Below are 24,291 nucleotides of genomic sequence, written 5' to 3' on the forward strand. Positions count from 1 at the left end.
CGCCCATATTTTAGTCCTCTGCAATATCGCGGCCGTTCGGAGTGAAACGCGCCGCCAGAAAGGATCCGTCAATGGCTCAAACGCCCGCCGATTTCGACGCCGTGATCATCGGCGCCGGCGCGGCCGGATTGTCTGCCGGCAAGCGTCTTCAGCGCGACGGCCTGTCCTTTACCATCCTTGAGGCGCGCGCGCGCATCGGCGGCCGCGCGCACACGCAAATCGAACAGGGTTTCGCGCTCGACCTCGGTTGCGCCTGGCTGCATTCAGCCGATCGCAATCCCTGGACAAAAATCGCCGGCGGCCTCGGCTTCACCGTCGACGAAACCGAACCCGATTGGGGACGCCAAAGTTTCGACGCCGCCTTTTCCGGCGCAGATCGCGCCGCCGCTGCCGCGGCGTCGAACGCATTTTTCGCCCGCCTTGAGGCGGCCGACACGAGCCGCGGCGATTTTTCCGCAGACAGGCTGCTTGAGCCGGCCGGCCGCTTCAATTCGATGATCGACGCGATCAGCACCTATATCAATGGCGCGGAGCTGGAACATGTTTCCGTCGCCGACTGGGGGCGCTATGCCGACAGCGGCGTCAATTGGCGAATTGTCGAGGGATATGGCGCAACGATCAAGGCGTTCGGGGACGCGCTGCCCATAAGGCTCAGCTGCGCCGTCACGCTGATCGACCATAGCGGGCCGAGCATCCTGATCGAGACGACACAGGGCCGACTCACCACAAAGGCCGCGCTCATCACCGTGCCGGCGTCGCTCATCGCGTCGGAGGCCATCGTCTTTCGCCCTGCCCTGCCGGAAAAAACAGAGGCGGCGGCGGGCCTGCCGCTTGGCGTCGCCAACAAGCTCGTCATGACGATCGGGACGGCCGACCTGCCCGCGGCGGGGCATTTTTTCGGCGATCCAACCCGGACGCAGACGGGCAACTACCAGCTGCGTCCCTTCGGCCAGCCTGTGATCGAGGGCTATTTCGGCGGCGGCCTAGCCCGCGAGCTCGAGGGCGCCGGCAATCGCGCCTTTCTCGACTTTGCGCGCGGCGAGTTGTCGCGCCTTTTTGGCGCGCAGACCGTGGCGAGGCTCGGCCATTTGAGTGAAACCGCCTGGGCGAGCGATCCTTTTTCGCGCGGCTCTTATTCCTACGCCTCGCCCGGCCATTCCGATGCGCGCCAAAGGCTCGCCGCGCCCGTCGACGGACGGCTTTTCTTTGCCGGCGAAGCCTGCTCGACGCACAGTTTCTCGACCGCGCATGGCGCCTATTTTACGGGGCTAGAGGCCGCTGAAGCGATCATCGAAACCCGCCGCGGTCTCCTCGCCAAGAGGCGTGCGCCTTGACCTTGCATGCGGCTCCAGTGTCTCCTTTGTGACGCGGCTGCGAAGTCCGAGCTGAAGGAAGACCGTCCGCCGATGCCAGAGCCTTATAAAATCGAAATCGCGACCTCCATGGCGACGATCGACGCGGCGGAATGGGACGCCTGCGCCAATCCGCAGCAGAGCGGCGCGACGGCGACGGATCTCGACCTCGGCCATGTCGCGACCGTGGAGGACGGCCGCACGCGCGAACGATTTAGCCCCTTCCTGACGCATGCTTTTCTGAAGGCGCTGGAGGCCTCAAGATCGGTCGGGGCGGCCGCCGGATGGGGCAGCGCCCATGTGCTCGTCAAGGATAGACGCGGGCGCCTCGCTGCGGCGGCGCCGACCTATGTAAAATCCCATTCGATGGGCGAATATGTATTCGACTTCGGCTGGGCCGACGCCTATCGCCGCGCCGGCCTCGACTATTATCCGAAGATCCAGGTCGCCGTGCCCTTTACCCCGGCCACGGGCTCGCGGCTCTTGACGGCCCCCGGTCATGGCGCGGCCGCCCGGCAAATGTTGATCGCGGGACTGCGCGCCTGGCGCGCCAAGGCGCAGGCCTCCTCGATTCACATCACCTTCCCGACCAAAGACGAATGGACGGAGCTCGGCGCGGCGGGATTTCTCCTGCGCACGGGCCAGCAGTTTCATTTCATCAACAAGGGCTATGTGGATTTCGCCGCTTTTCTCGACGATCTCGCCTCGCGCAAACGCAAGATGATCCGACGCGAGCGCCGCGACTCGCTTCTGGGCGGCGTCGAAATCGAGCGTCTGACCGGCTCCTCGATTTCGGAAGCGCATTGGGACGCCTTCTTTGATTTTTATACCGACACCGGCGCGCGCAAATGGGGGGCGCCCTATCTGACGCGCGCCTTCTTCTCCATGGTCGGCGCGACGATGGCCGACCGCATCCTTCTCGTGATGGCGAAGCGGGCCGGACGCTATATCGCGGGCGCGATCAATTTTATTGGCGATGACGCGCTCTATGGCCGCAATTGGGGGGCGATCGAGGAGCGGCCCTTTCTCCATTTCGAGGTCTGCTATTATCAGGCGATCGAATTTGCGATCGAGCGCGGCCTCGCCCGCGTCGAAGCCGGCGCACAGGGCGAGCATAAGCTCGCGCGAGGCTATGGCCCGGTCCCAACCTATTCGGCGCATGAAATCGCCGATCCCCGCTTCGCGCAGGCGATTGGCGAATATCTGCGCCGCGAGCGGATCCACTCCGATCTGGCGCTCGAAGAATATTCCGGCTTAACGCCGTTCAAGAGAACCGACGAGGCGGAGAGTTTTTGACCGGTCCGGATGCGAGCCGGCGAAACGCTTGACGGCGCGCGCCGGCGCTCTATCGCTGGTCCTCGCGAAGGCCGTATGGAAACTTTGAAACGGAGCTCAACCGATGGAGTCGCCGCCCTATGACGACAGCAATATTTTCGCGAAAATCCTGCGCGGCGAGATTCCTTGCCTGAAGGTCTTTGAGGACGATCACGTTCTCGCCTTCATGGATGTCATGCCCCAGGCGGACGGCCATGTGCTCGTCGTGCCCAAAACCCCTTCCCGAAACCTGCTCGACGCCGATCCCGCAGCGCTCTCAGCCCTCGCGCCGCGGGTGCAAAAAATCGCCCGCGCGGTGAAGGCGGCCCTCGGCGCCGAGGGGCTGACGATCCTGCAATATAATGAACCGGCGGGCGGCCAGACCGTGTTCCATCTCCACGTTCATATCGTACCGCGCTGGAGCCATGTGGAATTGCGCAAGCATAGCGGCGAAATGGCCAAGCCGGAGACGCTCGTTCCGATCCGCGACAAGATCGTCGCGGCGCTGGCGGAGGCGAAATAGAGCCTCGGCCCTGCTTGGGCCGCCCCAACGGCTGCGATGGTTCAATAAAAAAGCCGCGACGGCGGCGCGGCTTTTTTTCTTCAGACCTCAGCAGGCGGAAAGCGCTTCAATCCGGAATCGCTTTCCATTTTTCAGATCCACAGGGCGGATCGCGAAACCCGCCTCAGTGCTTCGTCTCCGATTCATCGGCGAAGGGTTCGGCTTCGTCATCGTCGCCGGCGTCTTCGTCGTCGTCCCCTTCGGCGCCCTTCAGCTTGCGGGATTTGGCGCGGCGCACCTCAGGCTCCGACCTGACGCGTTTCTTGCCGGCCTCGACGATGTCGCGCTCGGGGCGCGGCAACACGGGACCTTCGGGAAACACGAATCCCAGCTTCTTCTCGCCATCTTCCTCGGTGACCACGACCCGCACCGTGCCGCCGTTCTTGAGGCGCCCGAACAGCACCTCATCGGCGAGCGGCGTCTTGATGGTCTGCTGGATCACCCGCGCCATCGGCCTTGCGCCCATCCGCTCGTCATAGCCATGCTCGACCAGCCAGGCGCGCGCGTCGTCGGCAAGCTCGATCGTGACATTGCGGTCGGCCAGCTGCGCCTCAAGCTGCATGATGAACTTGTCGACGACCTTGACGATGACTTCATGCGGCAGATGGCCGAAGGTGACGACCGCATCGAGCCGGTTGCGGAATTCCGGCGCGAACATGCGGTTGATCGCCTCGACATCCTCTCCCTTGCGCTTGCCCGCAGTAAAGCCGAAAGATTCGCGCTGCATGTCGGACGCGCCCGCATTCGTCGTCATGATCAAGATGACGTTGCGGAAATCAACCTGCTTGCCGCTGTGGTCGGTCAGCTTGCCGTGATCCATGACCTGCAACAGGATGTTGTAGAGGTCTGGATGCGCCTTTTCGATTTCATCGAGAAGCAGCACGCAATGCGGATGCTGGTCGATCGAATCGGTGAGCAAGCCGCCCTGGTCGAAGCCGACATAGCCGGGAGGCGCGCCGATCAGCCGGGACACGGTGTGGCGCTCCATATATTCCGACATGTCGAAGCGGACGAGCTCGACGCCGAGAGCGACGGCAAGCTGGCGCGCGACTTCGGTCTTGCCGACGCCGGTTGGTCCCGAGAAGAGATAGCTGCCAATCGGCTTCTCGCCGTCGCGCAGCCCGGCGCGGGCCAGTTTGATGGCGGAGGTCAAGGCGCTGATCGCCGCGTTCTGGCCGTAAACCACCCGCTCCAGCGTTTGAGTCAGATGCTCAAGCACCTCGGCGTCGTCCTTCGACACGGTTTTGGGCGGAATCCGCGCCATCGTCGCGATGGTCGCCTCGACCTCCTTGATCCCGATCGTCTTCTTGCGCTTGTTCTCCGGCAGCAGCATCTGGCTGGCCCCGGTCTCGTCGATCACGTCGATCGCCTTATCCGGCAATTTGCGATCATGGATATAGCGCGCCGAAAGCTCGACCGCGGCCTTGATCGCCTCATTGGTGTAGCGGATCTTATGGAATTCCTCGAAGTAAGGCTTGAGGCCTTTCATGATCTCGATGGCGTCGGGAACGGACGGCTCATTGACGTCGATCTTCTGGAACCGCCGCACCAGGGCGCGGTCCTTTTCGAAGTACTGGCGGTACTCCTTGTAGGTGGTCGAGCCGATGCAGCGCAGCGTGCCCTGGGCCAGCGCCGGCTTTAACAGATTCGAGGCGTCCATGGCGCCGCCGGAGGTCGCCCCGGCGCCGATCACGGTGTGAATCTCGTCGATGAACAAAATCGCGTTCTTGTGGTTCTCGATTTCCTTCATCACCTGCTTCAAGCGCTCTTCGAAATCACCTCTGTAGCGCGTACCGGCCAGGAGCGTTCCCATGTCGAGGGCGAAGACGGTCGCCTCGGCCAGAACTTCTGGAACCTCGCTCTTGACAATCTTGCGCGCCAGACCTTCGGCGATGGCCGTCTTGCCGACGCCGGGATCGCCGACAAGCAACGGATTGTTCTTGTGGCGACGGCACAGGACCTGGATCGTGCGCTGCACCTCGGCCTCGCGGCCGATCAGCGGATCGATGCGTCCGTCGCGCGCTTTCTTGTTGAGGTTGACGCAATAAGCGTCGAGCGCGCCTTCCTTCTTCTTTGACTCGCCCGTGTCCTTGCCCTCCTTGGCCTCGCGCGACTCGGGATCTTCCTCCGCGCCGCGCGGCGTCTTGGAGGGATCGGACAGACCGGGACGCTTGGCGATGCCGTGGCTGATGTAATTCACCGCATCATAGCGGGTCATGTCCTGCTCTTGCAGGAAATAGGCCGCGTGGCTCTCCCGCTCGGCGAAAATCGCGACGAGGACATTGGCGCCGGTGACTTCCTCGCGCCCCGACGATTGCACATGGATCACGGCGCGCTGGATGACGCGCTGAAATCCGGCCGTCGGCTTGGCGTCCTCGCGGCCGTCGCCGACGAGGTTGTCGAGCTCCTGCTCGATATAGTCGCGCAGGTTCTTCTTCAGCTGATCGAGATCGACCGAACAGGCCCGGAGCACCGACGACGCATCGGTGTCGTCGGTCAGGCTCAACAGCAGATGCTCGAGCGTCGCATATTCATGGTGGCGCTCGTTGGCTACAGCGAGCGCGCGGTGGAGCGACTGTTCGAGATTGCGGGAGAAGGACGGCATTGGCTCCAACCTCTCATTTCTTTTCCATGATGCACTGCAGGGGGTGCTGGTGCTTGCGCGCGTAATCCATGACCTGCGTCACTTTGGTCTCGGCGACTTCGTAGGTGAAGACGCCGCATTCTCCGACCCCATGCTGGTGGACATGAAGCATGATGCGGGTGGCTTCTTCCGGCCCCTTGTTGAAATATTTCTTCAAGACGGCGACGACGAACTCCATGGGCGTATAGTCGTCATTCAAAAGCAGAACCCGGTACATGCTCGGCCGGCGGGTCTGCGTCTTGGTGCGCGTAATAACGGCGGTTCCCTGGCCGGCGCCGCCGTCTCCCCCCTTTTTTTCCTTGTCGTCCTTCCCTGCGGCCAAGGGCGCAAAGCGCGCGCGAATTGGGTCCGCTTGGTCATGGTCCGCGCGTTGCTGCGGTCGAACGGGGTCCGGTCGAGCATCGTCGCAGACGCCAACGACGCCCCCCCGCACCGGCGCTTGCATCCCGAATAGAACCGACCGATGACCAGTTGCGCGCGTCACAAACTCTCCCCGCCCTCATTGCATATGTCATTTAGGTACGCCGACCACGAAGCTCCAGTGAACAATGCGCAGTCAGTTCCGGCAAGAGCGAATTGGTCGCGGCATTCTCGCCATTTACGCCAACGCACAGATGAAATTCGGGTTCGACCTGCCCACGCCCGAAGGGAATTAGCAAAAATTGCGCCGCGGCGGCTGCGGCTGCGGCGAGGGTCCGCGAGGCGGGGCTGAAAGGAGACAGTCGACCTGAAGCCCGACAATAAAAAAGCCCGGCGTATAGCCGGGCTCACAAAGGAGGCGATATCAGCGCGAAACTCACGCAAGGCTCGCATGTCATCTACCCCGCATCCGCGCCCTATCCGGTCAGATTGAGCATCGGGTGGATAAGGACAGGATCCAGCTCCCTGAGACTGGAGCGATTTCAGATCGGCCGAATAAATCCAATCGATCGAAAAACGCTCCGGGGTCAGCCCCGAGTTCCAGAGAGTGACATCCGAAACTAGCGCGGAGCTTTTCAGCCCGCCGGTCGAACCGGACCCCAAAGCCCGGGCAACCAGAACAACCCAGAAACCGCCTGAGATTATTAATTATTCCTTGGCGGCCTGAACCTTGGCGACCGCGAGTTCGACCGGCTTGAAGGCTTCCTTGGCCAGCGCGGAATAAAGCTCGCCGAGCTTGGTCGATTCCGCGACAAAATCGGCATAGGCGCTCTTGGCGAATTCCGACTGCAGCTGGATTGCCGACTCGAAAGACTTCACGCCGAGAAGCTTCTCAAGAAAAGCCGAACCGTTTTCGAGCGACTTCTTGGAAAACTCAGAGGTTTCCTGGGCAATCGCCTGAAGCGCCTTCACAACGCCCTGCGAGGAAGCCGTAGCCGTCTCAAACTGGGTTTTGCCAAACTTCTGGAAATCTTCGATCGTATTCGCCATTGTCTTCCCCTTGAGCGATTGCCGACTCGCCCAACCGAGGCGGCGGTTCATGAGCGTCCGTGCTCACGATTTGGTTATACCGCAGTGCACAATAAGCGTCAAGCGCGTTGCAGCGTATTATTGTGCAGTGCAACAAATTCCTGACGTTTGAAATTACCCCTTAACCCGGCGGTAACCGAGGAGGATTTAGCGTCGCGCGGCGTATTGATCGTATTTTGACAGGGGCGCCGCTCAATGCTTGACTTAGGTGCGACCGTTCGCCGCAGCAAAAAAGCCGAAGCGTTTTCCGGCCTCGCCCTGCTCGTGGCGGTCAGCGTCGCGGCTGTCAGCTTCTTCGCCGGACCGGCAGAGGCGCGGCAAAGGTCGCATGGCCATCATGCGGGCAAACATTTCCCCGGCCATTACGGCAGAGCGCACCACGCGCATTCGGTCCGCTACATGCGGGCGCGCCCCTTCGCGCCGAGCCGCAACTTCGCGGCAATTGTCGTCGACGGCAACAGCGGCGAGGCGCTTTACGCCCGCAACGAGGATGAGCCGCGCCATCCGGCTTCCATCACCAAGGTGATGACGCTCTATCTTTTGTTCGAGCAGCTTGAACAGGGAAGGCTGCGGCTTGACAGCGAGATCCCGATTTCCGCCCGGGCCGCCGCGCAAAAGCCGACCAAGCTCGGGCTTCGGCCCGGCCGGACCATCTCGGTCGATGACGCCATCAAGGCCATCGTCACACGTTCGGCCAACGACATTGCGGTCGCCATCGCCGAGGCGGTCGGCGGCGACGAAGATCGTTTCGCTGACCTGATGACCCGCAAGGCGCGCGAACTTGGCATGCGCAATACAAAATACGTCAACGCTTCGGGCCTTCCCGCCGACGCCCAGATCACGACGGCGCGGGATCTCTCCATCCTCGGCCGCGCGGTGCAGGAGCGCTTCCCGCGCTATTATCGTTATTTCTCGACCCGGACCTTCTATTTTGCCGGCGCAGCGATCCGAAACCACAATCGCCTGATGGACCGCGTCGAAGGAATGGACGGGATCAAGACCGGCTACACCAATGCCTCGGGCTTCAACCTTCTGACCTCCGTCAAGCGCGACGGCCATTATATCGTCGCGGTGGTGATGGGCGGCGTCAGCGCGCCGTCCCGCGACCGCATCATGGCCGATTTGATCGAGGATCAGATCGGCAATGGCGCAACCGTGCGCACCGCCTCCGTGCTGCGCGATCTGCCACAACGGCCGGTCGAGCGCGACACGCCGCCGACCGATCTGCCCTCGCGCGCCGTGGCGCAGCAGCAGGCCGCGCCGGCAGCGGCCCCACAGCTCGCAGCGGCGGCGCCCCTGCGCGAGATTGCGCCGGCGCCGAAAGCGGCTCTCGCCTATGTCGCCACGCAGCCGGCGGCTCAAGCTCCGACGCAGAAGATCACGTTGCGGGCCATTACGCCGCAGCCGCCGCAGGCGATCGACCCGATCCGCGTCGCGTCGATTTCCGCCGACGTGCCGCTCGATAAGCCACGGCCGGCTTTCGTCTCCGGCGCCGTCAAGACGCAGCCCACCCCCGCCACGGCAAATGACGCCGAGCCGGGCGCAGCGCGCCGCGTCGCGGTCAGGACCGCCTCTCTCGACGGCTCGACCATGAACGCCGCTTTTTTTGCGCCCCCGACCGCGACGCCCTCAACGATGCGCTGGGTCGCCGGGCCCGCGCCGGCAAAGCTGGGCAAGGCTGAAAAGGCGGATCGGCGGGCGGTTGCGAGCGCCGAGCCGCCCCGTCTGGCGGCGCCGGCCGAAAAGACGAAGGACGTCGAGGGCAAAAACGCCGAGCAGCGTCCCGCCGCGGCGGCGCGCGGCTGGATGATCCAGATCGGCGCAACCGACGATATCGCCAAGGCCAATGCGCTGCTCGCCAAGGCGCGGATCAGCTGCGGCAGGACGCTTAATTCGGCGCAGCCCTTCACCGAGAAAGTGCAGAAGGGCTCGGAAACTCTTTACCGGGCGCGCTTCGCGGGGCTCGAAGAAAAAAGCGCCGAAAACGCCTGCAGGACGCTGAAGCAGAGCGGATTGTCGTGCTTCGCAACGAAAAACTAACCGTTTTCCGGCAATCTTTGCGCGTGATTGCAACGCGCTCTTGCGAAGGCTGGCGCAAACCTCTGGATGCTACGGATGACGCCGCATCAGGACTTCTTTCGCTTCATTAACCCGCGCCGCCAGATCCGTCGTCCCGCCATGATCTGGATGAAGCTTTTTCATGAGCGAGCGGTGCGACCGAACAACTTCCTCACGCGACGCGCCTTTAGCAAGCCCCAGGACTTCATACGCTTCATCCTGGGTCATGGCCCCAGCGCGACGCCCCGCCTCGCCGCTCCGCGAGTCGCCTTGAGCCTGTCCTGCGTGACTCCAGCCGGCAAACCGGCGATCGAGATATGCTTCCAGAAGGCGGGCGCCCTCCGGATCGTCTCGACGGCAAAGCTCGTAGAGGACTTCACACTGCGGGCGCGTCAGCGAGTCTAGCTGCCTTCCCTCATCCTCGCCCGCCAGGATCACGCCGCGCATCTTTCCCGTCTCATGGTCAAGCTGCATCTCGATCATCGCCGATCTGACGCAGGAGACCCGCGCGGAGGCGCCGGACCGTCTCGCCGCCGACGGCCAGCCAAACAGCGAAAGCAACGGGCCGCGCCCGCCTTTCAAAAGCCAGAGGCCGAGACCGCCGAAGCCGAGAGCGATGGAGACGGCGCCGCGCGCCATGAGAAAGGCGGCGAAGACAAGCAGAGCTATTCCGCCGCCGCGGCTGATCACCCTTGCGAGCGTCGCCGGATTGGCGTTGGCGAAGGCGCGAAGCCCGGCCAGCGAAAGCCAAAGCATGAGAAAGGCGACGATAAGATAGATCATCGCGCCCTTGAATTTCCAAAGGGCTGGCGCGGCGTGGACCCAGCCAGGCCGGTAAATTCTCGTCGGTGACGCATGATCTCAACCTTCGGGCGCGACATCCGGCGCACGGACGAATTGTTCCGACGCTAGCTCATTTGACTGAGGAGCAGCATCGCCGCAGCGCCTTTGTCCGCAGCCTCGAGCTCCAGCGCCTGCCGCCCGCCCGCGGCATAGGCCGCAGCGGCCGAGAGGAGCGCCGCCAGACGCTGCGCTGCGCCAGCGTCAAATGTGGCATAGGCGCCGCCGGTCAGCAAGGCGATCTGCCGGAACGCCCGCTCGGCGACGCGGTCGGCGCCCTCCTGAAAGACGAAGGCCTTGACGCCCATGAGCCCGAGCCGCCCGGCAAGATCGGCGAGATCATCAGCCCGCTCCTCCATCGCATCCCCGATGAACACCAGCGCGCGGACCGGCGCATTGCCCGCTTCTTCGAGAACATGGCGGAGCACCTTGCCGATCTGGGTATGGCCGGCGGCGACGGTGATGCGGGTCATGGCCGCGGCGAGCGCCTTTCCCCCATTCAAGAATCGCGAGGCCTTGCATTCGTTGAAGCCGCGATAGAAGACGAGCTGCACATCGAGACCGCCATGGGCGGCGGCCGTCTCGAACATATGCGCTTGCAGATGCTGCGCCAGATCCCAGGTGGGCTGCCGGCTCATCGTCGCGTCGAGGGCAAAGATCAGCCTGCCGCGGCCTGTCGCGATCACCGGACGCTTTTCCGTCTCCGACAGAAAAGCGTCGATCTCGGATTTCGAATTCCGATCGGCTCCAACGAGATCCCGTCCATCCTTTTGCCGTTGCACAGCGTCCTCGCATTTCAAGACGGATGTTCTGATCGAGCAGCCGCGCGATCAAAGCCGGTCGTATTTCTCGATCGCCCAAGGCTCCGCCAAGGCCCCATCTCTCCAATCGCGCCAAGCGGGCAGCGCCATCACCGCATCCATATAGGCGCGGGTCTGCGGCGTCACGGGAACGGCGTAGCTGTGCAGACGGCTGACGACCGGCGCGAACATCGCGTCGGCGGCCGAAAATCCGCCAAACAGAAACGGGCCGTGGGCGCCGAATGTCTCGCGCGCCGCAGCAAAGGCTTCTTCGATGCGGGCGACGTCGGCCCTGGCCTCTTCCGTCAGCGCCCGCTCGCCGACCTTGCGGCGAAAATTCATCGGCAGATGCGACCTTACGCCCATGAAGCCTGAATGCATCTCGGCTGAAAGCGAGCGCGCCTGCGCCCGCGCCTCCCGGCCGCGCGGCCAGATCGGCAATTCAGGAAAGGCCTCCGCGACATATTCAATGATCGCGAGCGAATCCCAGACGACGAAGTCGCCGTCGCGCAGCACGGGGCATTTTCCCGCCGGCGAGAAGCGCAGGATCTGCGCTCGCGTGTCCGGCTGGCCGAGCGGCACGGTGATTTCCGTGAAGTCCACGCCGAAATGGCGCATTAGAATCCACGGCCGGAACGACCAGGAGGAGTAGCTCTTGTTGGCGATGATCAGCGTATAGGTCACGATGGCGGAAACTCTCCTCGAGGCGCGGTCTATTCAACATCCGATAATGAAACCGCGCTAGGCTGTTTCGCCCACAACAGGCGCCGGAACAAGGCGCGCGACCGGCCCAACTTCCTCGGGGGGATCCATGCCCGGCCTTTCCGCAGCAGACATCGCCGGCGTCGCTTTCTTTATCGGCGTCTGGATTCTCTACCGTTTCGTCAATGAACGCGGCTTTGGCGATCAGGTCAGCCTGTCCGTGCTGATGAACCATCATCGCATGGCGTGGATGCGGGCGATGGCGTCGCGCGATACGCGCATCGCCGACGCCAGCATCATGTCGAGCCTGCAGAATGGCGCCGCTTTCTTCGCCTCGACGTCCTTGCTTCTGCTCGGCGGCGCGGCCGCCTCGATGCGCGCTGCCGACGACGTCCTGAAAGTGTTCGGCGATCTTCCGCTCGGGCTTGTTGTCACACGGGCGACCTGGGAGCTGAAGGTCTTGGGGCTCGCCCTGATTTTCGGCTATTCCTTCTTCAAATTCGCCTGGGCCTACCGCCTGTTCATCTATGCGGCGATCCTGCTTGGCGCAACGCCGGGCCCCGAAGATCGGGACGCCCGCGCCAGAGAAGTCGCACAGAAGCGCGCCGGCTTCATGACCATCGACGCGGGCCTCCATTTCGCCAAGGGCCTGCGCAGCTTCTATTTCGCCTTCGCCTATATTGGCTGGTTCATCAGCCCCTATGTGCTGATGGCGACGACCACGGGGATTTTCGTCATCGTCATGCGCCGGCAGTTTTTCTCCGCCGCGCGCCGCTCTCTGACGCGGGAGGACGTGTAGCGTCCAACCCGACCTCAAGGCGCGGGGAAGAGAGCGTCGGTCTTGCCGGTCAGGCGATAGGCAAGGAGCCCGATCCATTCGCGAAAGGCGAGAACAACCAGCGGGACGCGCTCGAACGCCGGACGCAAGAAACTCCAGTCGGAGGAATCGCCGGAAGTGCGATAGGCGACGGGATAGGCGATCACATCGAAGCCGAGACGCCGGAAAATCCCCATCGAGCGCGGCATATGCCAGGCCGAGGTGACGAGCAGCCATGTTTCGCCGGGCTTCGGCCGCAGCAGGTCGCGCGTGAAAAGCGCATTCTCCCAAGTGTTGCGCGAGCGCGATTCAAATTCCATGCGGTCGGGAGGAACTCCCATATCGAGCCAGAATTTTTTGACGCCGGTCGATTCGACGATCGTCTGTTCGACGAGATTGCCGGAGCCCCCGGTGAAGACGAGGCGCGCGGAGGGGTAGCGTTTGGAGAGTTCAATTCCGGCGATCAGCCGTTCGCCGTCGCCGCCGAAAGTCGCCTGTCCTCTCGCGACGCTGCGGCTCTGGTTCAGCGCGCCGCCGAGAACAATAATTCCGGTGGGAGCCGGCAGATCGACCGGCGGCGGCGGAAAGCGGTTCTCCATCGGCAGCAGCAAGGCGACGCCGACCGGCGTCAGGAACAGGAGCGCCATCGCAAAGGCCCCCGCCGCCGCCAGCGCCCGTCCCGCCCGCCAAAAACGGGTGAACATGAGGACGACGCCGATCAGGGCAAGCAGGATCAAGAAGGTCAATGGCTCGGCGACAAGCCAGAAAATCTTGGAGACTGGAAAGAACATGAGACCCGGCTTTATCGCGCAGCGTCAGGCCGCGGCGGCGGCGGAACGCCTGCAAGTTTCATTCGTCCTCGGAGGCCGAGTCTTTTGCGGCCTCCTCGGTCTCGCTCGCCGGGATGGCGTAGACGCCGCCGAGCCAACGGTGCAGATCGACATCGGCGCAGCGTTTCGAGCAGAATGGACGCATCGCCGCGACCGCAGGCTTGCCGCAGATCGGGCACGGCCGCCTGGGCTGGGGGGCGGAGTCTGCCGCAGGATCAGGATTGGCTTCCGGCTCAACCATAGCAGTCCTCTAAACCCGGTTCAGCCACGTCGTCATGGCCGGAAAGCCCTCGCCGACGAGCAACGAGATGGTCTCGTAAAGCGGCAGGCCGACCACCGAGGAATAGGAGCCGATGATCTTGATGACAAAGGCCCCGGCCAACCCCTGAATGGCGTAGCCGCCGGCTTTGCCGCGCCATTCGCCGCTCTCGAGATAGGCTTCCATCTCGCTCGACGACAGCCGCTTGAAGCGGACTCTAGTCTCGATCAGCTTATGACGCTCGCGCCCGCCCGGAACGATCAGACAGACGCCGGTGTGAACCCGATGCGCGCGGCCCGAGAGAAGCTGTAAGCATTGCTCGGCTTCGCTGGACAATTCGCATTTGGGCAGGATGCGCCGCCCAACGCTGACCACCGTATCGGCGCCGATCACATAGGCTTTGGCGAGTTCGGGCCGGCTCAACGCGATGCGCGCGGCGGCGCGGGCTTTTTCGCGCCCGAGGCGCGAGGCGAGCGTGCGCGGCAGTTCCGTTTTGCCGGGAGTTTCATCGAGATCGCAAGGCAGCAGCGCGTCGGGCTCGAGGCCGATCTGCTGCAGCAGTTCAAGCCGGCGCGGCGAAGCTGAAGCCAGAACGAGCTTCGGCCGCGTAAAATCCTCCGCGATCTCCGGCTTCGTCATCGCGGCGATCCGCAAATAGTCGTTCCGTCAGCTTTCGCAATCACTTCAACGCCTCACTTGAAGCGGTAGGTGATGCGGCCTTTGGTGAGATCATAGGGCGTCATTTCGACGAGGACCTTATCGCCCGTCAAAACCCGGATGCGATTCTTGCGCATTTTGCCGGCCGTATGGGCGATGATCTCATGCTCATTCTCGAGCTGCACGCGAAAAGTCGCATTGGGCAGCAGTTCGACCACAACTCCCGGAAATTCAAGCAATTCTTCCTTCGACATTTGTTTCCTTATATTTGCAGCGTCCGACATCGGTCGCCCGCCGCGGGAAGGCGGCAGGCCCAACGGCTGCGTGGCCGCGCAGAACATCCGCGCAACCGAGATCAGACCAAAACTACGAAAGACGGATCAATCCGGCTGACAATTGGCGCGGACCCTAATCGAGAACCGCGCATTTGTGAACAGCCGCTTTTGCCTTCGCCCGGCGTGCGTCAGATATCCTGCCCCACGACGCCGGGCGTCTTCAGCTTTGCCGCGTCAGCGACTTCATGCGCCTTGAACTTGCGAATCGCAAAGGGAATCGAGGCAAGATAGGCAATCGACAGGAAGATCAGCATCTCCATCGGGAAGGTCGCCAACAGCAGCAGGCAGGCGACCGCGCCGAACATCACGACGATGACATATTCGCGCGGAACGCGGCCGATCTTCTTGCCGGAAAAATGCGGAATCCGGCTCGCCATCAGAAGCGCGACGGCGATCACATAGACAATATAGATCAAAACCATCAGCCGCCCATGAGGCGCGTCGAGGATCGACAGGCTGAGATAGATCGGCAAAAGGCCGACGATCGCCCCCGCCGGCGCCGGCATGCCGGTGAAAAAATGCGCGTGCCAGGCCGGCCTGTCCGGCTCGTCGGCCATGACGTTGAAGCGGGCGAGGCGCAACGCCGCCGCGATGGCGAAGACGAGCGCGGCGAACCAGCCAAGGCTCTTGAATTCATTCAAGCCCCAGAAATACAGGATCAGGGCGGGAGCAACGCCGAAATCGACGAAATCGGCGAGCGAATCGAGCTCCGCGCCAAATCGTGTCGCGCCCCGCAGCGCGCGGGCGATCCGCCCGTCGAGGCCGTCGAGCACGGCGGCGATGATGACGAAGATCACCGCGACCTCGAACTGACTCTCGATTGCAAAACGGATCGCCGTCAGGCCCATGCATAGAGCGAGCAGCGTCACGAGATTGGGCAGGATGACCCGCATCGGCACCGCGCGAAAGCGCCGCTTCTGCGGCCGCGCCGGAGCGAAGGGGTCGAAGGCGGCTTCGTCGCCAATCTCGAACGGCGGCGTCTTGCCCCGCTCGCGGCGGGAGCCGAAATCATTGCTTGCAGAGGGGCGATCCATCGGCGGCAAGATAGGAGGAGCCGGCAAGCGCCGCAAGCGCAGCGCGGAAAACGAATGGCGAGCCGCCGTTTAGCGCAACCGCAACTGCGCGCGCACGCGCCCAAAGATTTCGACGGCGCGCCGGCGCGTCTGCATGGCAAGGGCATAGGCCTTGGTGGAGCGAGCCCAGGCAAGCAGCGAATCCCGGAACGCGACCAGCCAATCCATCAGCCGGGCGAACCAGCTGATTGTGCGCAGCTTGTCCCGCCCCGCGTCATAAATGCGCTCGACGAGGACCAGGCTGACAAGATAGGCGAGCGCCATCAGGATGACGCCAGTCAGCCAGCGGCCTCCCGCAAAAAGCACCAGCGCATAGATCTTGGCCGGCTCGGCGAGGCCGAAGGGAATGGCGAGCGCCGCCAAAATCGCATAGGGCGGCAGCTCGGCGACAAGATCCTGCAGCCGACGCACGACGCGCAGCCCGGCCGCCCAGCGCACAAGCGGGCGGAAGATCGGCGTAAAAATCGAATCCAGCGCGACATAGAAAATGACCAGCGCCTCGGCGAGGCGCAGCAGGATGCGACGAATGATCTGGGCGAAAGTCGTCGGCATCTTTGCTGGGTCCATTTTTACGGCGCAGAACGCCAAGTCAGGCAAGATAAGTCGAGGCGCTCAGCTTGCCAAACATCAGGCTGCGATCAAGCGCGCCATCATCAGCCGGGCCGAGGCGGCGGCTTTTGCGCCGCAAAAGGGCTGCGAGATAAAATCGACCCAGGACAACAGATCGGCGAGCCGCGCCGCCTCCCGCCAATCTTCAGCCAAATCCTGTCCGGCCGCGCGATAGCCGGCGCAGAGGCCGCCAACGAACGCCGCCTGATCGCCCAGCGGCGGGCGCAGCATATGGCCGAAATCATAGGCAGGCCCGCCGGCGAAGGCGAATTCCCAGTCGAGCACGGCGGCAATCGCAAAACCGATTCCGGCTCGGCTGACCATAATATTCGTCGGATCGAAATCGCCGTGGCTCAGCGTCGGCCGGCGCGCCCATTCATGCGACAGCGCCTCCCCTTTGCGCCGGACAAAGGCGCTGATGGCCTCGGCCAGTTCGCCGCCGACCCGGTCGCGGGCCTGATCGCGGCCGAGCGTCTTATTCAGCCAGGCCAGTTGTCCGTCGACGCTCGCGTCATATCCGCCGTCGGGGGCGAGATCGGCGCCAAAAAAACCCTGTCGCGGAAACCGCACGCCATGAATGGCGGCGAGCGTCCCGCCGGCGGCAAGGCCAAGCTCGTGCAGGGCCGCCGAAGCCAACCCGGCTGCGGCGCTGTGCAGACTCTCCGCCTCGATCCATTCCATGAAGGCGTAGGGCAGCCCAAACTCGGAATCCGCCGCCCCGGTCGCAAGAACGGCGGGAACAGGAACTTGCCCTTTGAGGGAATGCAGCAGCGCGACTTCCTTGTCGGCGTCCGCGCGCCCGCGCCGCCAGTAGCGCAAAAGCAACCGATTGCGATGTGGGTCGCCTGCAAGGTCGAGCCGGAAATTGGCGTTGATCAGACCGCCAGGAATTTCCTCCGCGCGGCAGACAATGGCGCCGGGGCAGAGCCGCCGCGCCATCGCTTCGATCGCCGGCAAGCTTGGTTCAAGGGGCGGATCGGTCCTGACCCATGTCTCGCGCAACGGGGCGGCGCCTATCTCTGGCGCGCTTTGCGGTCCGCATAGGGGTTGTCGCTCGTTTTCTTGGAGATGCGGATCGGCACGCCGGGCAGATCGAAGGCCTGCCGCAGGCCGTTGACGAGATAGCGCTCATAGCTCGCCGGCAAAGCGTCGAGCTGATTGCCGAACAGGAGAAAATAGGGCGGCCGCGCGCGCAGCTGCGTCATGTAGCGGATCTTGATGCGACGGCCTGAGACGGCGGGCGGCGGGCTCTGCTCCAGCGCGCCAGCGAGCCAGCGGTTCAGCCGCGCCGTCGAGATGCGTTTGTTCCAGACCTCATGGACGCGGAAGATCGCCTCCATCAGCTTGCCGACGCCATCGCCGGTAGCGCCGGACAGCGGCACGACAGGGGCGCCCTTCACCTGCGGCAACAGGCGGATCGCCTCCTCGCGCAGCTCAGAGAGCTTTGCGCCGCGATGCTCGATCAGATCCCATTTATTGACGCCGATGACCAGCGCCCTGCCCTCGCGTTCGACGAGATCTGCCAGAGTCAGATCCTGCTTCTCGAACGGAATGGTCGCGTCAAGCAGCAGAACCGCCACCTCGGCGAATTTCGCCGCGCGGACCGCGTCATGGCCTGCAAGCTTTTCGAGCTTGTCTTCCACCTTGGCGCGGCGGCGCAGGCCCGCCGTGTCGAACATTTTGATCTTGCGGCCGCCCCATTCGAAGTCGATGCCGATGGTGTCGCGCGTCAGCCCCGGCTCAGGGCCGGTCAGAAGCCTGTCCTGGCCGATAATCGTGTTGAGCAGCGTCGATTTGCCGGCGTTCGGGCGCCCGATGATGGCGATGCGCAGCGGCTTGGTCGGATCGAGCTCGGAGCCATCCTCATCCTCGCCGAGAATGAGCCGCGTCTCGCCTTCCTCTTCCTCGGCCGGCAGTTCGGTCTGCTCCGGCAGCGCCTCGCGGATGGCGCTGTAAAGATCCGACATCCCGTCGCCATGCTCGGCGGACAGAGGCACCGGATCGCCAAGGCCGAGATCATAGCCTTCCCGCGCGCCGGCTTCGCCAATTCGCCCTTCGGCCTTATTGGCGATGAGGATCAGCGGCTTGTCGGCGCGCCGCACGAGATTTGCAAAAAAGCGGTCGTCCGGGGTCAGACCGAGACGCGCGTCGAACAGGAAGAAGACCGCGTCGGCAGATTCGATCGCCCGTTCCGTCTGCGCGCGCATGCGCCCCGAGAGGGAAGCCGCGGCGCCCTCCTCGAGCCCGGCCGTGTCGATGATCTTGAAGACGAGATCGCCAAGCCGGGCCTCTCCCTCGCGCCGGTCGCGGGTGACGCCCGGGCGATCGTCAACGAGCGCCAGCCGCTTGCCGACGAGACGGTTGAACAAAGTCGATTTGCCGACGTTGGGGCGCCCGATTATGGCGATCGTGAACATCAGTTCGGTTGCGCCGGCGCGCCCGGCGCGGCGGCGGGCGGCGCGGCGTCAGGCTCCGCGCCGCTCTTCTCCGGTTCCGGCGGCGGCGGCGCGGCGCTTTTGCTGGCGGAATTTTCGTCGGGCGCGGATGCGCTTGCCGGCGGCGCTTCAGCGACCGGATTTTGCGGCTCGGGAACAGCCGCTTCAGCTGGCGGCGTCTCGGGCGCGGCCTCGGCGCCGGGCTTCAGCGCCGACGGTTCGGCAGGCGCAGCAGGGGGCGAAGCCGACGTTTCGGGCAAAACCGGGGCCTCGGCGGCCGGCGGCGCCGGCGTTGACAGCGGCTCGGCAGGCGCCGGCGAAAGCTTGCCGGCCTGAACCAAGCCAAGAAAAGCCTCCGCGCGCTGGCGCAGCGGCCCCGGCGCGCGCGGATCGCCGACGATCATATCGAGCCAGCGCCCGGCCGCCTCGAAATCTTCGCGCTTGAATGCGGCCAGAGCGAGCAATTCGCGGATGGTGTCGTGGTAGGTGAAGGAGGGCTGCGCCAGCGCGCCATATTTTTCCTCGAACGCCTTCGGATCGTCCCGATCGACGCGCAGCACCGCTGCGCGGGTCTGCGCCGCCTCTTTGAAGGATTGGTCGAAAGTCGGATCGGCCCCGAGCGCGTCATAGGCCGCGATCGCCGCCGCAGGATCGCGGCCGACGATCTCATCGACGGCGCGAAGATGGGCCAGCGTCGCATAGCCCTTCGGCCCCGAGGCCGCAATCTCCTTGAATTCAGCTTCGGCTTCGGCGGATTTCCCATCCTGCGACAGCCTCAACGCCGCCTCATAGCGCGCGCCAGCCGCCTCGGCCGCCTGCAGATGAAAATGCTGATAGATGCGCCAGCCGGCGGTCGCGGCGACGAGCAAAACCGCGGCGCCGATGAACCACCCCTGATATTTCGTCCATATTTTGGCGAGGCGCTCGCGGCGGTAGTCCTCGTCGACTTCGCGGAAAAATTCACTCATGGACGTTTTCTTTTTGGCTTTTGCAGGTTGTCGGCGACATGCGCTGCGGGAGCGTTTCGGGCGGCCGGCATGAAAAGGGCGAACCCGTCAGCTAGCACGCCCGCGTGCGAAAGGCGACCCACCCCGGTCAGGGGCGGGCGCCGGATCGTCAGGTCTTGGGGGGACGCGCTAGGCCGCGGCGCGGCCCGCCTGATCGAGACCGGCAAACTCCTCGTCGCTCAGCTCGATCGCCGCGGCGGCGACGTTTTCCTCAAGATGGCTGACGCTTCCTGTGCCAGGGATCGGCAGCATCACCGGGCTGCGCCGCAACGTCCACGCCAATGCGACCTGGCTTGTCGTCGCGCCTTTCTTCTTGGCGATCGCGTCGAGCAAAGTCCCCGGCCGCGCCAGTTTGCCGGCCGCGAGCGGGAACCAGGGGATGAAGCCGACGCCCTCTTTCGTGCAATAATCGAGCACGTCCTCGCTTGTGCGGTCGACGAGATTGTAGAGGTTTTGCACCGAGACCACGTTGAAGAATTTGCCAGCCGCCTTGATGTCGTCGATCGTCACCTGGCTCAGGCCGGCGTGGCGGATCAGCCCCTCTTTCTGCATGTCGCGGATGACGCCGAATTGCTCCTCGCGCGGCACTTTCGGATCGACGCGGTGCAATTGCCAGAGATCGATGCGGTCGATCTTCAGGCGGCGCAGACTCATCAACACGCATTGGCGCAGATATTCAGGGCGCCCCACCGGCGCCCATATGTCGGGGCCGTGCCGCGTCAAACCGCCTTTGGTCGCGATCAACAATCCGTCATAAGGATAAAGAGCCTCGGCGATCAGCTCCTCGCTGATGAAGGGGCCGTAGCTGTCGGCCGTGTCGATGAAATTGACGCCGAGCTCGGGAAGCCTGCGCAGGACGGCAAGGCTTTCGCCGCCCTCGGCCGGTCCGCCCCACACCCCCTTGCCGACGATGCGCATGGCGCCGAAGCCGAGCCGGTGGATCTTGATGTCGCCGAGGGTGAAGTCGCCAGAAGCGGCGGCGGTGGTAACGCTCATGCTTGTTCTCCTGATAGCGGACGGGCGCAGAGATCTTTTAGCCCCTCGATCGAGGGCGGCAAGCGCCCGCTCTCTGCCGCCAATGCGGATCGAATATGGCGGCCCGCCGACGCGGGGCAAGCCACGGAGGCCGCATGGGGCCTTCGCCTCCCGCGCATGCGGCGCGCGATTTTTGCTGGATCAACATCATATAAACCGCGTCTGCGGCGGCGGTTGTCAGGCTTGCGTTCTGGCGAGGCGATGTTCGCTCCGCGCGGCGGTCCAGACCGAGCGCGCAGCGTCGAGATTCATCAAGGCGACGCCAAGTCCGACGAGGATATCCGGCCAGATGGACGGCGCGTAGAGCGTCGCAAGTCCCGCGGCGATGATCGCGACATTGGCGAGCACGTCATTACGCGCCGACAGAAACGCGGCCTTGGTCAGACTGCCGCTGTGATGACGGTACCGAGCCAGGATGAACGCGCAGAGCAGATTGACGGCGAAAGCGCCAAAACCCGTGAGCGTCAGCGCCCCCGCGTTCGGCGGAACAGGCGCGCCGAATTTTTGCCAAAGCATCCACAGAAAGGCGAGCGCCGGCGCGAGCAGGATGGCGGCGAGCGCCATGCCGACGCGGGCGCGCTGCGCCGCGCTCCAGCCGAGCGCCGCAAAGATCAAGAAATTGATCGCGGCGTCCTCGAGAAAATCGGCGCTGTCGGCAATGAGGGACACCGAGCCGATCGCCAGAGCCACGGCGAATTCGACGCCGAAGAAGCTGAGATTAAGTATGGCGACAAGCCGCACCGCGCGCCGCAGTCGATTGTCTTCGTCGGTCATCGTCTATCCTGGATAGCGCCGCGCGGAGCCGGCGAGAATTTTCGTTTGCGACGGTCGATTGTTCGGATGCACACTCGATCGAAATCCTAAGGGCGGGCGGAGACAATGGGCGGCATCAGCAAAAAGCCGGCGGCGGGCGGCGCCAGCGAACTCGAAGGCGTCTGGAAGGTCAAGGACAGCGTCGGCGAGGAATTCGAGATCACGCTCGGCGCGGATGGAACGGCCCGGGCGACGCTCGACGAGGACATGAGCGGTCCCTGGACGCGCGAGGGCGACGCCGCAGTGATCGTCTGGAAATCCGGATGGACGACCAAGATCTTCAAAGAAGGCGATGTCTACAAGAAGACCGCCTATCGAAAAGGCCAAGCCCTGGACACCGCGCCCGTCAACAGTTCCGCGGCCGAAAAAATAGGTTGAATTTTTCGCGACCGACCGCAGCTGTCGATCCGATCAGGGCAAACCCAAGACGATGGCCTCGCCGATGATTTCATCGGCGATCGCCGCCTCTCCCGAAAATGCTCCTTTGCGCGTGTTGAACGCGTCGGCCGTCGCGAAAACATCGGCGGCAGGGCGAGGCCTCGATGCGTTTGATCACCGCCAGAATCTCATCGGTAGCAGGCGTGCTGCGGATGCAGATGTCGCTCGCCTCGCCATCGGACACCCGACGGATCCCGATCCTCCGTCCGGGGCCTGAACGCCACTGGTTGCGGTCGAGAAAATCGGGACAGGCCGGACTCAAGCATGGGATCGCTGCTGAAAGGCTTGGATTGCACCGCCATGCGCAGCCCTCGCCCAAGAAGAGCAAACGACCCTACGCCTCGGCCCACACTGTCATCCCATCGGCGCACATATTGACATTAAGTCTACCGTCCTTATGAACTATGGGCATCTCGATCCAGACGAGGCCGCCATGTCCATCCGCTTCCGGCACATCCTAGCCTCCCTCGCCTTCGCCTTGACGATGGCGGCCGCGCTCGGCGCAAAAGCCGCCCCGAGCGAAATCCGCATCGACTGGGCGACCTATAATCCCGTCTCGATCGTTCTGAAGGACAAGAAAATCCTCGAGGATGAATTCGCCAAAGACGGCGTCGCCATCCGCTGGGTCCAGTCCGCGGGCTCCAACAAGGCGCTCGAATTTCTGAACGCCGGATCGCTCGACTTCGGCTCGACGGCCGGCGCCGCGGCGCTGATCGCGCGCATCAACGGCAATCCGATCAAAGCCGTCTATGTCTATTCGCGCCCCGAATGGACCGCCCTCGTCACCCGCAAGGAGACGGGGATCGCCTCGGTCGCCGATCTCAAGGGCAAGTCCGTCGCCGTCACCCGCGGCACCGATCCGCATATCTTCCTCATCCGCGCCCTCGCCGCCAACGGATTGACCGAAAAGGATCTGCGCCTCGTCCTGCTGCAGCATGCCGACGGCCGTCTTGCGCTGACCCGGGGCGACGTCGACGCCTGGGCAGGGCTCGACCCGATCATGGCCTCCGCCGAGATCGACGACGGCGCCGTGCTGTTCTACCGCAACCCCGCCGCCAACAGCTGGGGCGTCCTCAACACGCGCGAGAGTTTCGCCGCGGAAAATCCCGACATCGTCCGGCGCGTGCTCGCCGCCTATGAGACGGCGCGCAAATGGTCGCTGGCCCACCCGAAGGAGCTCGCCGTCTTGCTGGAGGGCGCGACCAAGCTGCCGCCGGTGGTAATCGAACGTCAGCTGAGCCGCACCGAGTTGACCTTCGGCCCGATCGGCGCAGCGCAGAAAGAGACCCTTGTCGCGGCGGGCGACGCCTTGCAGCAGGCCGGCGTCATCGCCAAGGACGTCAATGTCAAACAAAGCGTCGACGCCTTGATCGATCCCGCGTTTCTGACCGTCAGCAATTGATCCGGGCCGACGCGGTGAGCGCGATCGACAGCGTCGCCTCAGCCGAGCCGGCGGCGCGGCCACAGCGCTGGGGCGCGGCGTCGTTGCGGCTCGCCCTGCTCGGTCTAGCGCTTCCCGTCGGCGCGCTGCTCGTTTGGGAAATTGCAGTGCGGCTCGGCTGGGCGCAGGGCCGCCTGATGCCGGCGCCCAGCGTCATCGCCTCCAACCTTGCGCAACTCGCGGCGAGCGGCGATCTCTGGCTGCATATCCGCGCGACGCTGCTGCGAGTCGGCGCCGGTTTCGCCCTCGGCGTTTTCGCCGGCACCACGCTTGGCGTCCTCGCCGGCGCCTCCTCGCTGGGGCGCGCACTGATCGACCCCACCTTGCAGGGTCTGCGCGCCATTCCCTCGATCGCCTGGGTCCCCCTGTTCATCCTGTGGTTCGGCATTTTCGAGGCCTCCAAGATCGCGCTGATCGCGGTCGGGGTCGCCTTTCCGATCTATCTTGGAATTTTCGGCGCGATCCTCGCGGTCGATCGCAAGATCATCGAAGCCGGCCGCAGCTTTCGCCTCGAAGGCGTCGCCCTCGCGCGCCGCATCCTGTTTCCCGCGGTGCTGCCGCATTACGTCGTCGCGCTGCGCTCGGGTCTCGGGCTCGGCTGGATGTTCGTCGTCGCCGCCGAATTCATGGGCGCCTCGGAAGGGCTCGGCTATCTCCTTGTCGACGGCCAGCAGCTCGGCAAGCCGGCGCAGATCATCGCCGCGATCTTCACCTTCGCCGTGCTCGGAAAGGCGACCGACGCGCTGCTGGTCGCAGCGTCTGCCCCCTTCCTGCGCTGGCAGGACACGGTCGGGCAAACATCCGGCGAGGGAGGCTAGGCG

General features: G+C 64.1%; 25 protein-coding genes. 8 read left to right on the forward strand and 17 right to left on the reverse strand.

All coding sequences use genetic code 11. The annotated features are described in order from the left end of the window. The first annotated feature begins 71 nt into the window (after positions 1–71). The 3 genes from MSIL_RS03835 (at position 72) to MSIL_RS03845 (ending at position 3,189) form a co-directional block, all read left to right on the forward strand. Positions 72–1,334, forward strand: a complete 1,263-nt coding sequence (locus MSIL_RS03835) for a flavin monoamine oxidase family protein (RefSeq protein ID WP_012589785.1) — start codon at positions 72–74, stop codon at positions 1,332–1,334. A gap of 72 nt (positions 1,335–1,406) precedes the next feature. Beyond that, entirely contained in the window at positions 1,407–2,648 is a 1,242-nt protein-coding gene (locus MSIL_RS03840) for a GNAT family N-acetyltransferase (RefSeq protein ID WP_012589786.1), read from the forward strand. A 103-nt stretch (positions 2,649–2,751) separates the two neighbouring features. After that, on the forward strand, positions 2,752–3,189 hold the full coding sequence (locus tag MSIL_RS03845) for an HIT family protein (protein WP_012589787.1): 438 nt from the start codon (positions 2,752–2,754) through the stop codon (positions 3,187–3,189). Positions 3,190–3,352: 163 nt separating this feature from the next. On the opposite strand, the gene clpA is transcribed toward MSIL_RS03845, so the two are convergent. The 3 genes from clpA to MSIL_RS03860 form a co-directional block, all read right to left on the reverse strand. Continuing rightward, the gene (gene clpA / locus MSIL_RS03850) at positions 3,353–5,833 is read right to left on the reverse strand and encodes an ATP-dependent Clp protease ATP-binding subunit ClpA (protein ID WP_012589788.1); all 2,481 of its coding nucleotides are present in this window, start codon (positions 5,831–5,833) and stop codon (positions 3,353–3,355) included. Positions 5,834–5,846: 13 nt separating this feature from the next. Beyond that, positions 5,847–6,194, reverse strand: a complete 348-nt coding sequence (gene clpS / locus MSIL_RS03855; protein WP_187148699.1) for an ATP-dependent Clp protease adapter ClpS — start codon at positions 6,192–6,194, stop codon at positions 5,847–5,849. Positions 6,195–6,940: 746 nt separating this feature from the next. Further along, positions 6,941–7,282, reverse strand: coding sequence for a phasin family protein (locus MSIL_RS03860; protein ID WP_012589790.1), 342 nt, complete (start codon positions 7,280–7,282; stop codon positions 6,941–6,943). Positions 7,283–7,516: 234 nt separating this feature from the next. Here MSIL_RS03860 and MSIL_RS03865 point away from each other — a divergent pair, with 234 nt between their 5' ends. Beyond that, positions 7,517–9,361: a D-alanyl-D-alanine carboxypeptidase family protein gene (locus tag MSIL_RS03865; protein ID WP_012589791.1), complete on the forward strand. Its 1,845-nt coding sequence runs from the start codon at positions 7,517–7,519 to the stop codon at positions 9,359–9,361. A gap of 69 nt (positions 9,362–9,430) precedes the next feature. Here MSIL_RS03865 and MSIL_RS03870 read toward each other — a convergent pair whose 3' ends face one another. From MSIL_RS03870 to MSIL_RS03880, 3 genes are all read right to left on the reverse strand, one after another. Beyond that, positions 9,431–10,162, reverse strand: a complete 732-nt coding sequence (locus tag MSIL_RS03870; protein ID WP_012589792.1) for a DnaJ domain-containing protein — start codon at positions 10,160–10,162, stop codon at positions 9,431–9,433. A 125-nt stretch (positions 10,163–10,287) separates the two neighbouring features. Beyond that, positions 10,288–11,001, reverse strand: coding sequence for a vWA domain-containing protein (locus MSIL_RS03875; protein ID WP_012589793.1), 714 nt, complete (start codon positions 10,999–11,001; stop codon positions 10,288–10,290). Between the two features lie 48 nt (positions 11,002–11,049). Next, on the reverse strand, positions 11,050–11,703 hold the full coding sequence (locus tag MSIL_RS03880) for a glutathione S-transferase family protein (protein WP_012589794.1): 654 nt from the start codon (positions 11,701–11,703) through the stop codon (positions 11,050–11,052). Between the two features lie 127 nt (positions 11,704–11,830). Between MSIL_RS03880 and MSIL_RS03885 the strand changes: the two genes are divergently transcribed. Continuing rightward, complete coding sequence (locus MSIL_RS03885) at positions 11,831–12,520, forward strand: DUF599 domain-containing protein (RefSeq protein WP_012589795.1); 690 nt, start codon at positions 11,831–11,833, stop codon at positions 12,518–12,520. 14 nt (positions 12,521–12,534) lie between these two features. Here MSIL_RS03885 and MSIL_RS03890 read toward each other — a convergent pair whose 3' ends face one another. The 11 genes from MSIL_RS03890 to MSIL_RS03940 all read right to left on the reverse strand — a co-directional run bounded on the left by MSIL_RS03890 (position 12,535) and on the right by MSIL_RS03940 (position 21,552). Beyond that, the gene (locus MSIL_RS03890; RefSeq protein WP_012589796.1) at positions 12,535–13,329 is read right to left on the reverse strand and encodes a YdcF family protein; all 795 of its coding nucleotides are present in this window, start codon (positions 13,327–13,329) and stop codon (positions 12,535–12,537) included. A 58-nt stretch (positions 13,330–13,387) separates the two neighbouring features. Beyond that, positions 13,388–13,609 (reverse strand): DNA gyrase inhibitor YacG, encoded by a 222-nt coding sequence (gene yacG / locus MSIL_RS03895; RefSeq protein ID WP_012589797.1) that lies wholly within the window; start codon positions 13,607–13,609, stop codon positions 13,388–13,390. A gap of 9 nt (positions 13,610–13,618) precedes the next feature. Then, positions 13,619–14,266 carry a Maf-like protein gene (locus MSIL_RS03900; protein WP_012589798.1) on the reverse strand — a complete coding sequence of 216 codons (648 nt, stop codon included), beginning with the start codon at positions 14,264–14,266 and terminating at the stop codon, positions 13,619–13,621. A gap of 53 nt (positions 14,267–14,319) precedes the next feature. Then, entirely contained in the window at positions 14,320–14,538 is a 219-nt protein-coding gene (gene infA, locus MSIL_RS03905) for a translation initiation factor IF-1 (protein WP_012589799.1), read from the reverse strand. Between the two features lie 209 nt (positions 14,539–14,747). After that, positions 14,748–15,653, reverse strand: a complete 906-nt coding sequence (gene pssA, locus MSIL_RS03910; protein WP_012589800.1) for a CDP-diacylglycerol--serine O-phosphatidyltransferase — start codon at positions 15,651–15,653, stop codon at positions 14,748–14,750. A 69-nt stretch (positions 15,654–15,722) separates the two neighbouring features. Continuing rightward, positions 15,723–16,244, reverse strand: coding sequence for a hypothetical protein (locus MSIL_RS03915; protein ID WP_012589801.1), 522 nt, complete (start codon positions 16,242–16,244; stop codon positions 15,723–15,725). Positions 16,245–16,319: 75 nt separating this feature from the next. Then, on the reverse strand, positions 16,320–17,303 hold the full coding sequence (locus MSIL_RS03920; RefSeq protein WP_012589802.1) for a phosphotransferase family protein: 984 nt from the start codon (positions 17,301–17,303) through the stop codon (positions 16,320–16,322). An 11-nt stretch (positions 17,304–17,314) separates the two neighbouring features. Then, positions 17,315–18,718 (reverse strand): ribosome biogenesis GTPase Der, encoded by a 1,404-nt coding sequence (gene der, locus MSIL_RS03925; RefSeq protein ID WP_012589803.1) that lies wholly within the window; start codon positions 18,716–18,718, stop codon positions 17,315–17,317. Then, positions 18,718–19,704, reverse strand: coding sequence for a tetratricopeptide repeat protein (locus MSIL_RS03930; protein WP_012589804.1), 987 nt, complete (start codon positions 19,702–19,704; stop codon positions 18,718–18,720). The genes der and MSIL_RS03930 overlap by 1 nt, the downstream gene beginning before the upstream one ends. 168 nt (positions 19,705–19,872) lie before the next feature. Continuing rightward, positions 19,873–20,739 carry an aldo/keto reductase gene (locus tag MSIL_RS03935; RefSeq protein ID WP_012589805.1) on the reverse strand — a complete coding sequence of 289 codons (867 nt, stop codon included), beginning with the start codon at positions 20,737–20,739 and terminating at the stop codon, positions 19,873–19,875. A 216-nt stretch (positions 20,740–20,955) separates the two neighbouring features. Next, the gene (locus tag MSIL_RS03940; RefSeq protein ID WP_012589806.1) at positions 20,956–21,552 is read right to left on the reverse strand and encodes a cation efflux transmembrane domain-containing protein; all 597 of its coding nucleotides are present in this window, start codon (positions 21,550–21,552) and stop codon (positions 20,956–20,958) included. Positions 21,553–21,657: 105 nt separating this feature from the next. On the opposite strand from MSIL_RS03940, the gene MSIL_RS03945 reads away from it, so the two are divergent. The 3 genes from MSIL_RS03945 (at position 21,658) to MSIL_RS03960 (ending at position 24,288) form a co-directional block, all read left to right on the forward strand. Further along, positions 21,658–21,969: a hypothetical protein gene (locus tag MSIL_RS03945; protein ID WP_012589807.1), complete on the forward strand. Its 312-nt coding sequence runs from the start codon at positions 21,658–21,660 to the stop codon at positions 21,967–21,969. A 493-nt stretch (positions 21,970–22,462) separates the two neighbouring features. Beyond that, the gene (locus MSIL_RS03955) at positions 22,463–23,431 is read left to right on the forward strand and encodes an aliphatic sulfonate ABC transporter substrate-binding protein (RefSeq protein ID WP_012589808.1); all 969 of its coding nucleotides are present in this window, start codon (positions 22,463–22,465) and stop codon (positions 23,429–23,431) included. Positions 23,432–23,445: 14 nt separating this feature from the next. Beyond that, positions 23,446–24,288: an ABC transporter permease gene (locus tag MSIL_RS03960; protein WP_148213011.1), complete on the forward strand. Its 843-nt coding sequence runs from the start codon at positions 23,446–23,448 to the stop codon at positions 24,286–24,288. Positions 24,289–24,291: the final 3 nt, after the last annotated feature.

The sequence above is a fragment of the Methylocella silvestris BL2 genome, assembly GCF_000021745.1.
Taxonomy (GTDB): domain Bacteria; phylum Pseudomonadota; class Alphaproteobacteria; order Rhizobiales; family Beijerinckiaceae; genus Methylocapsa; species Methylocapsa silvestris.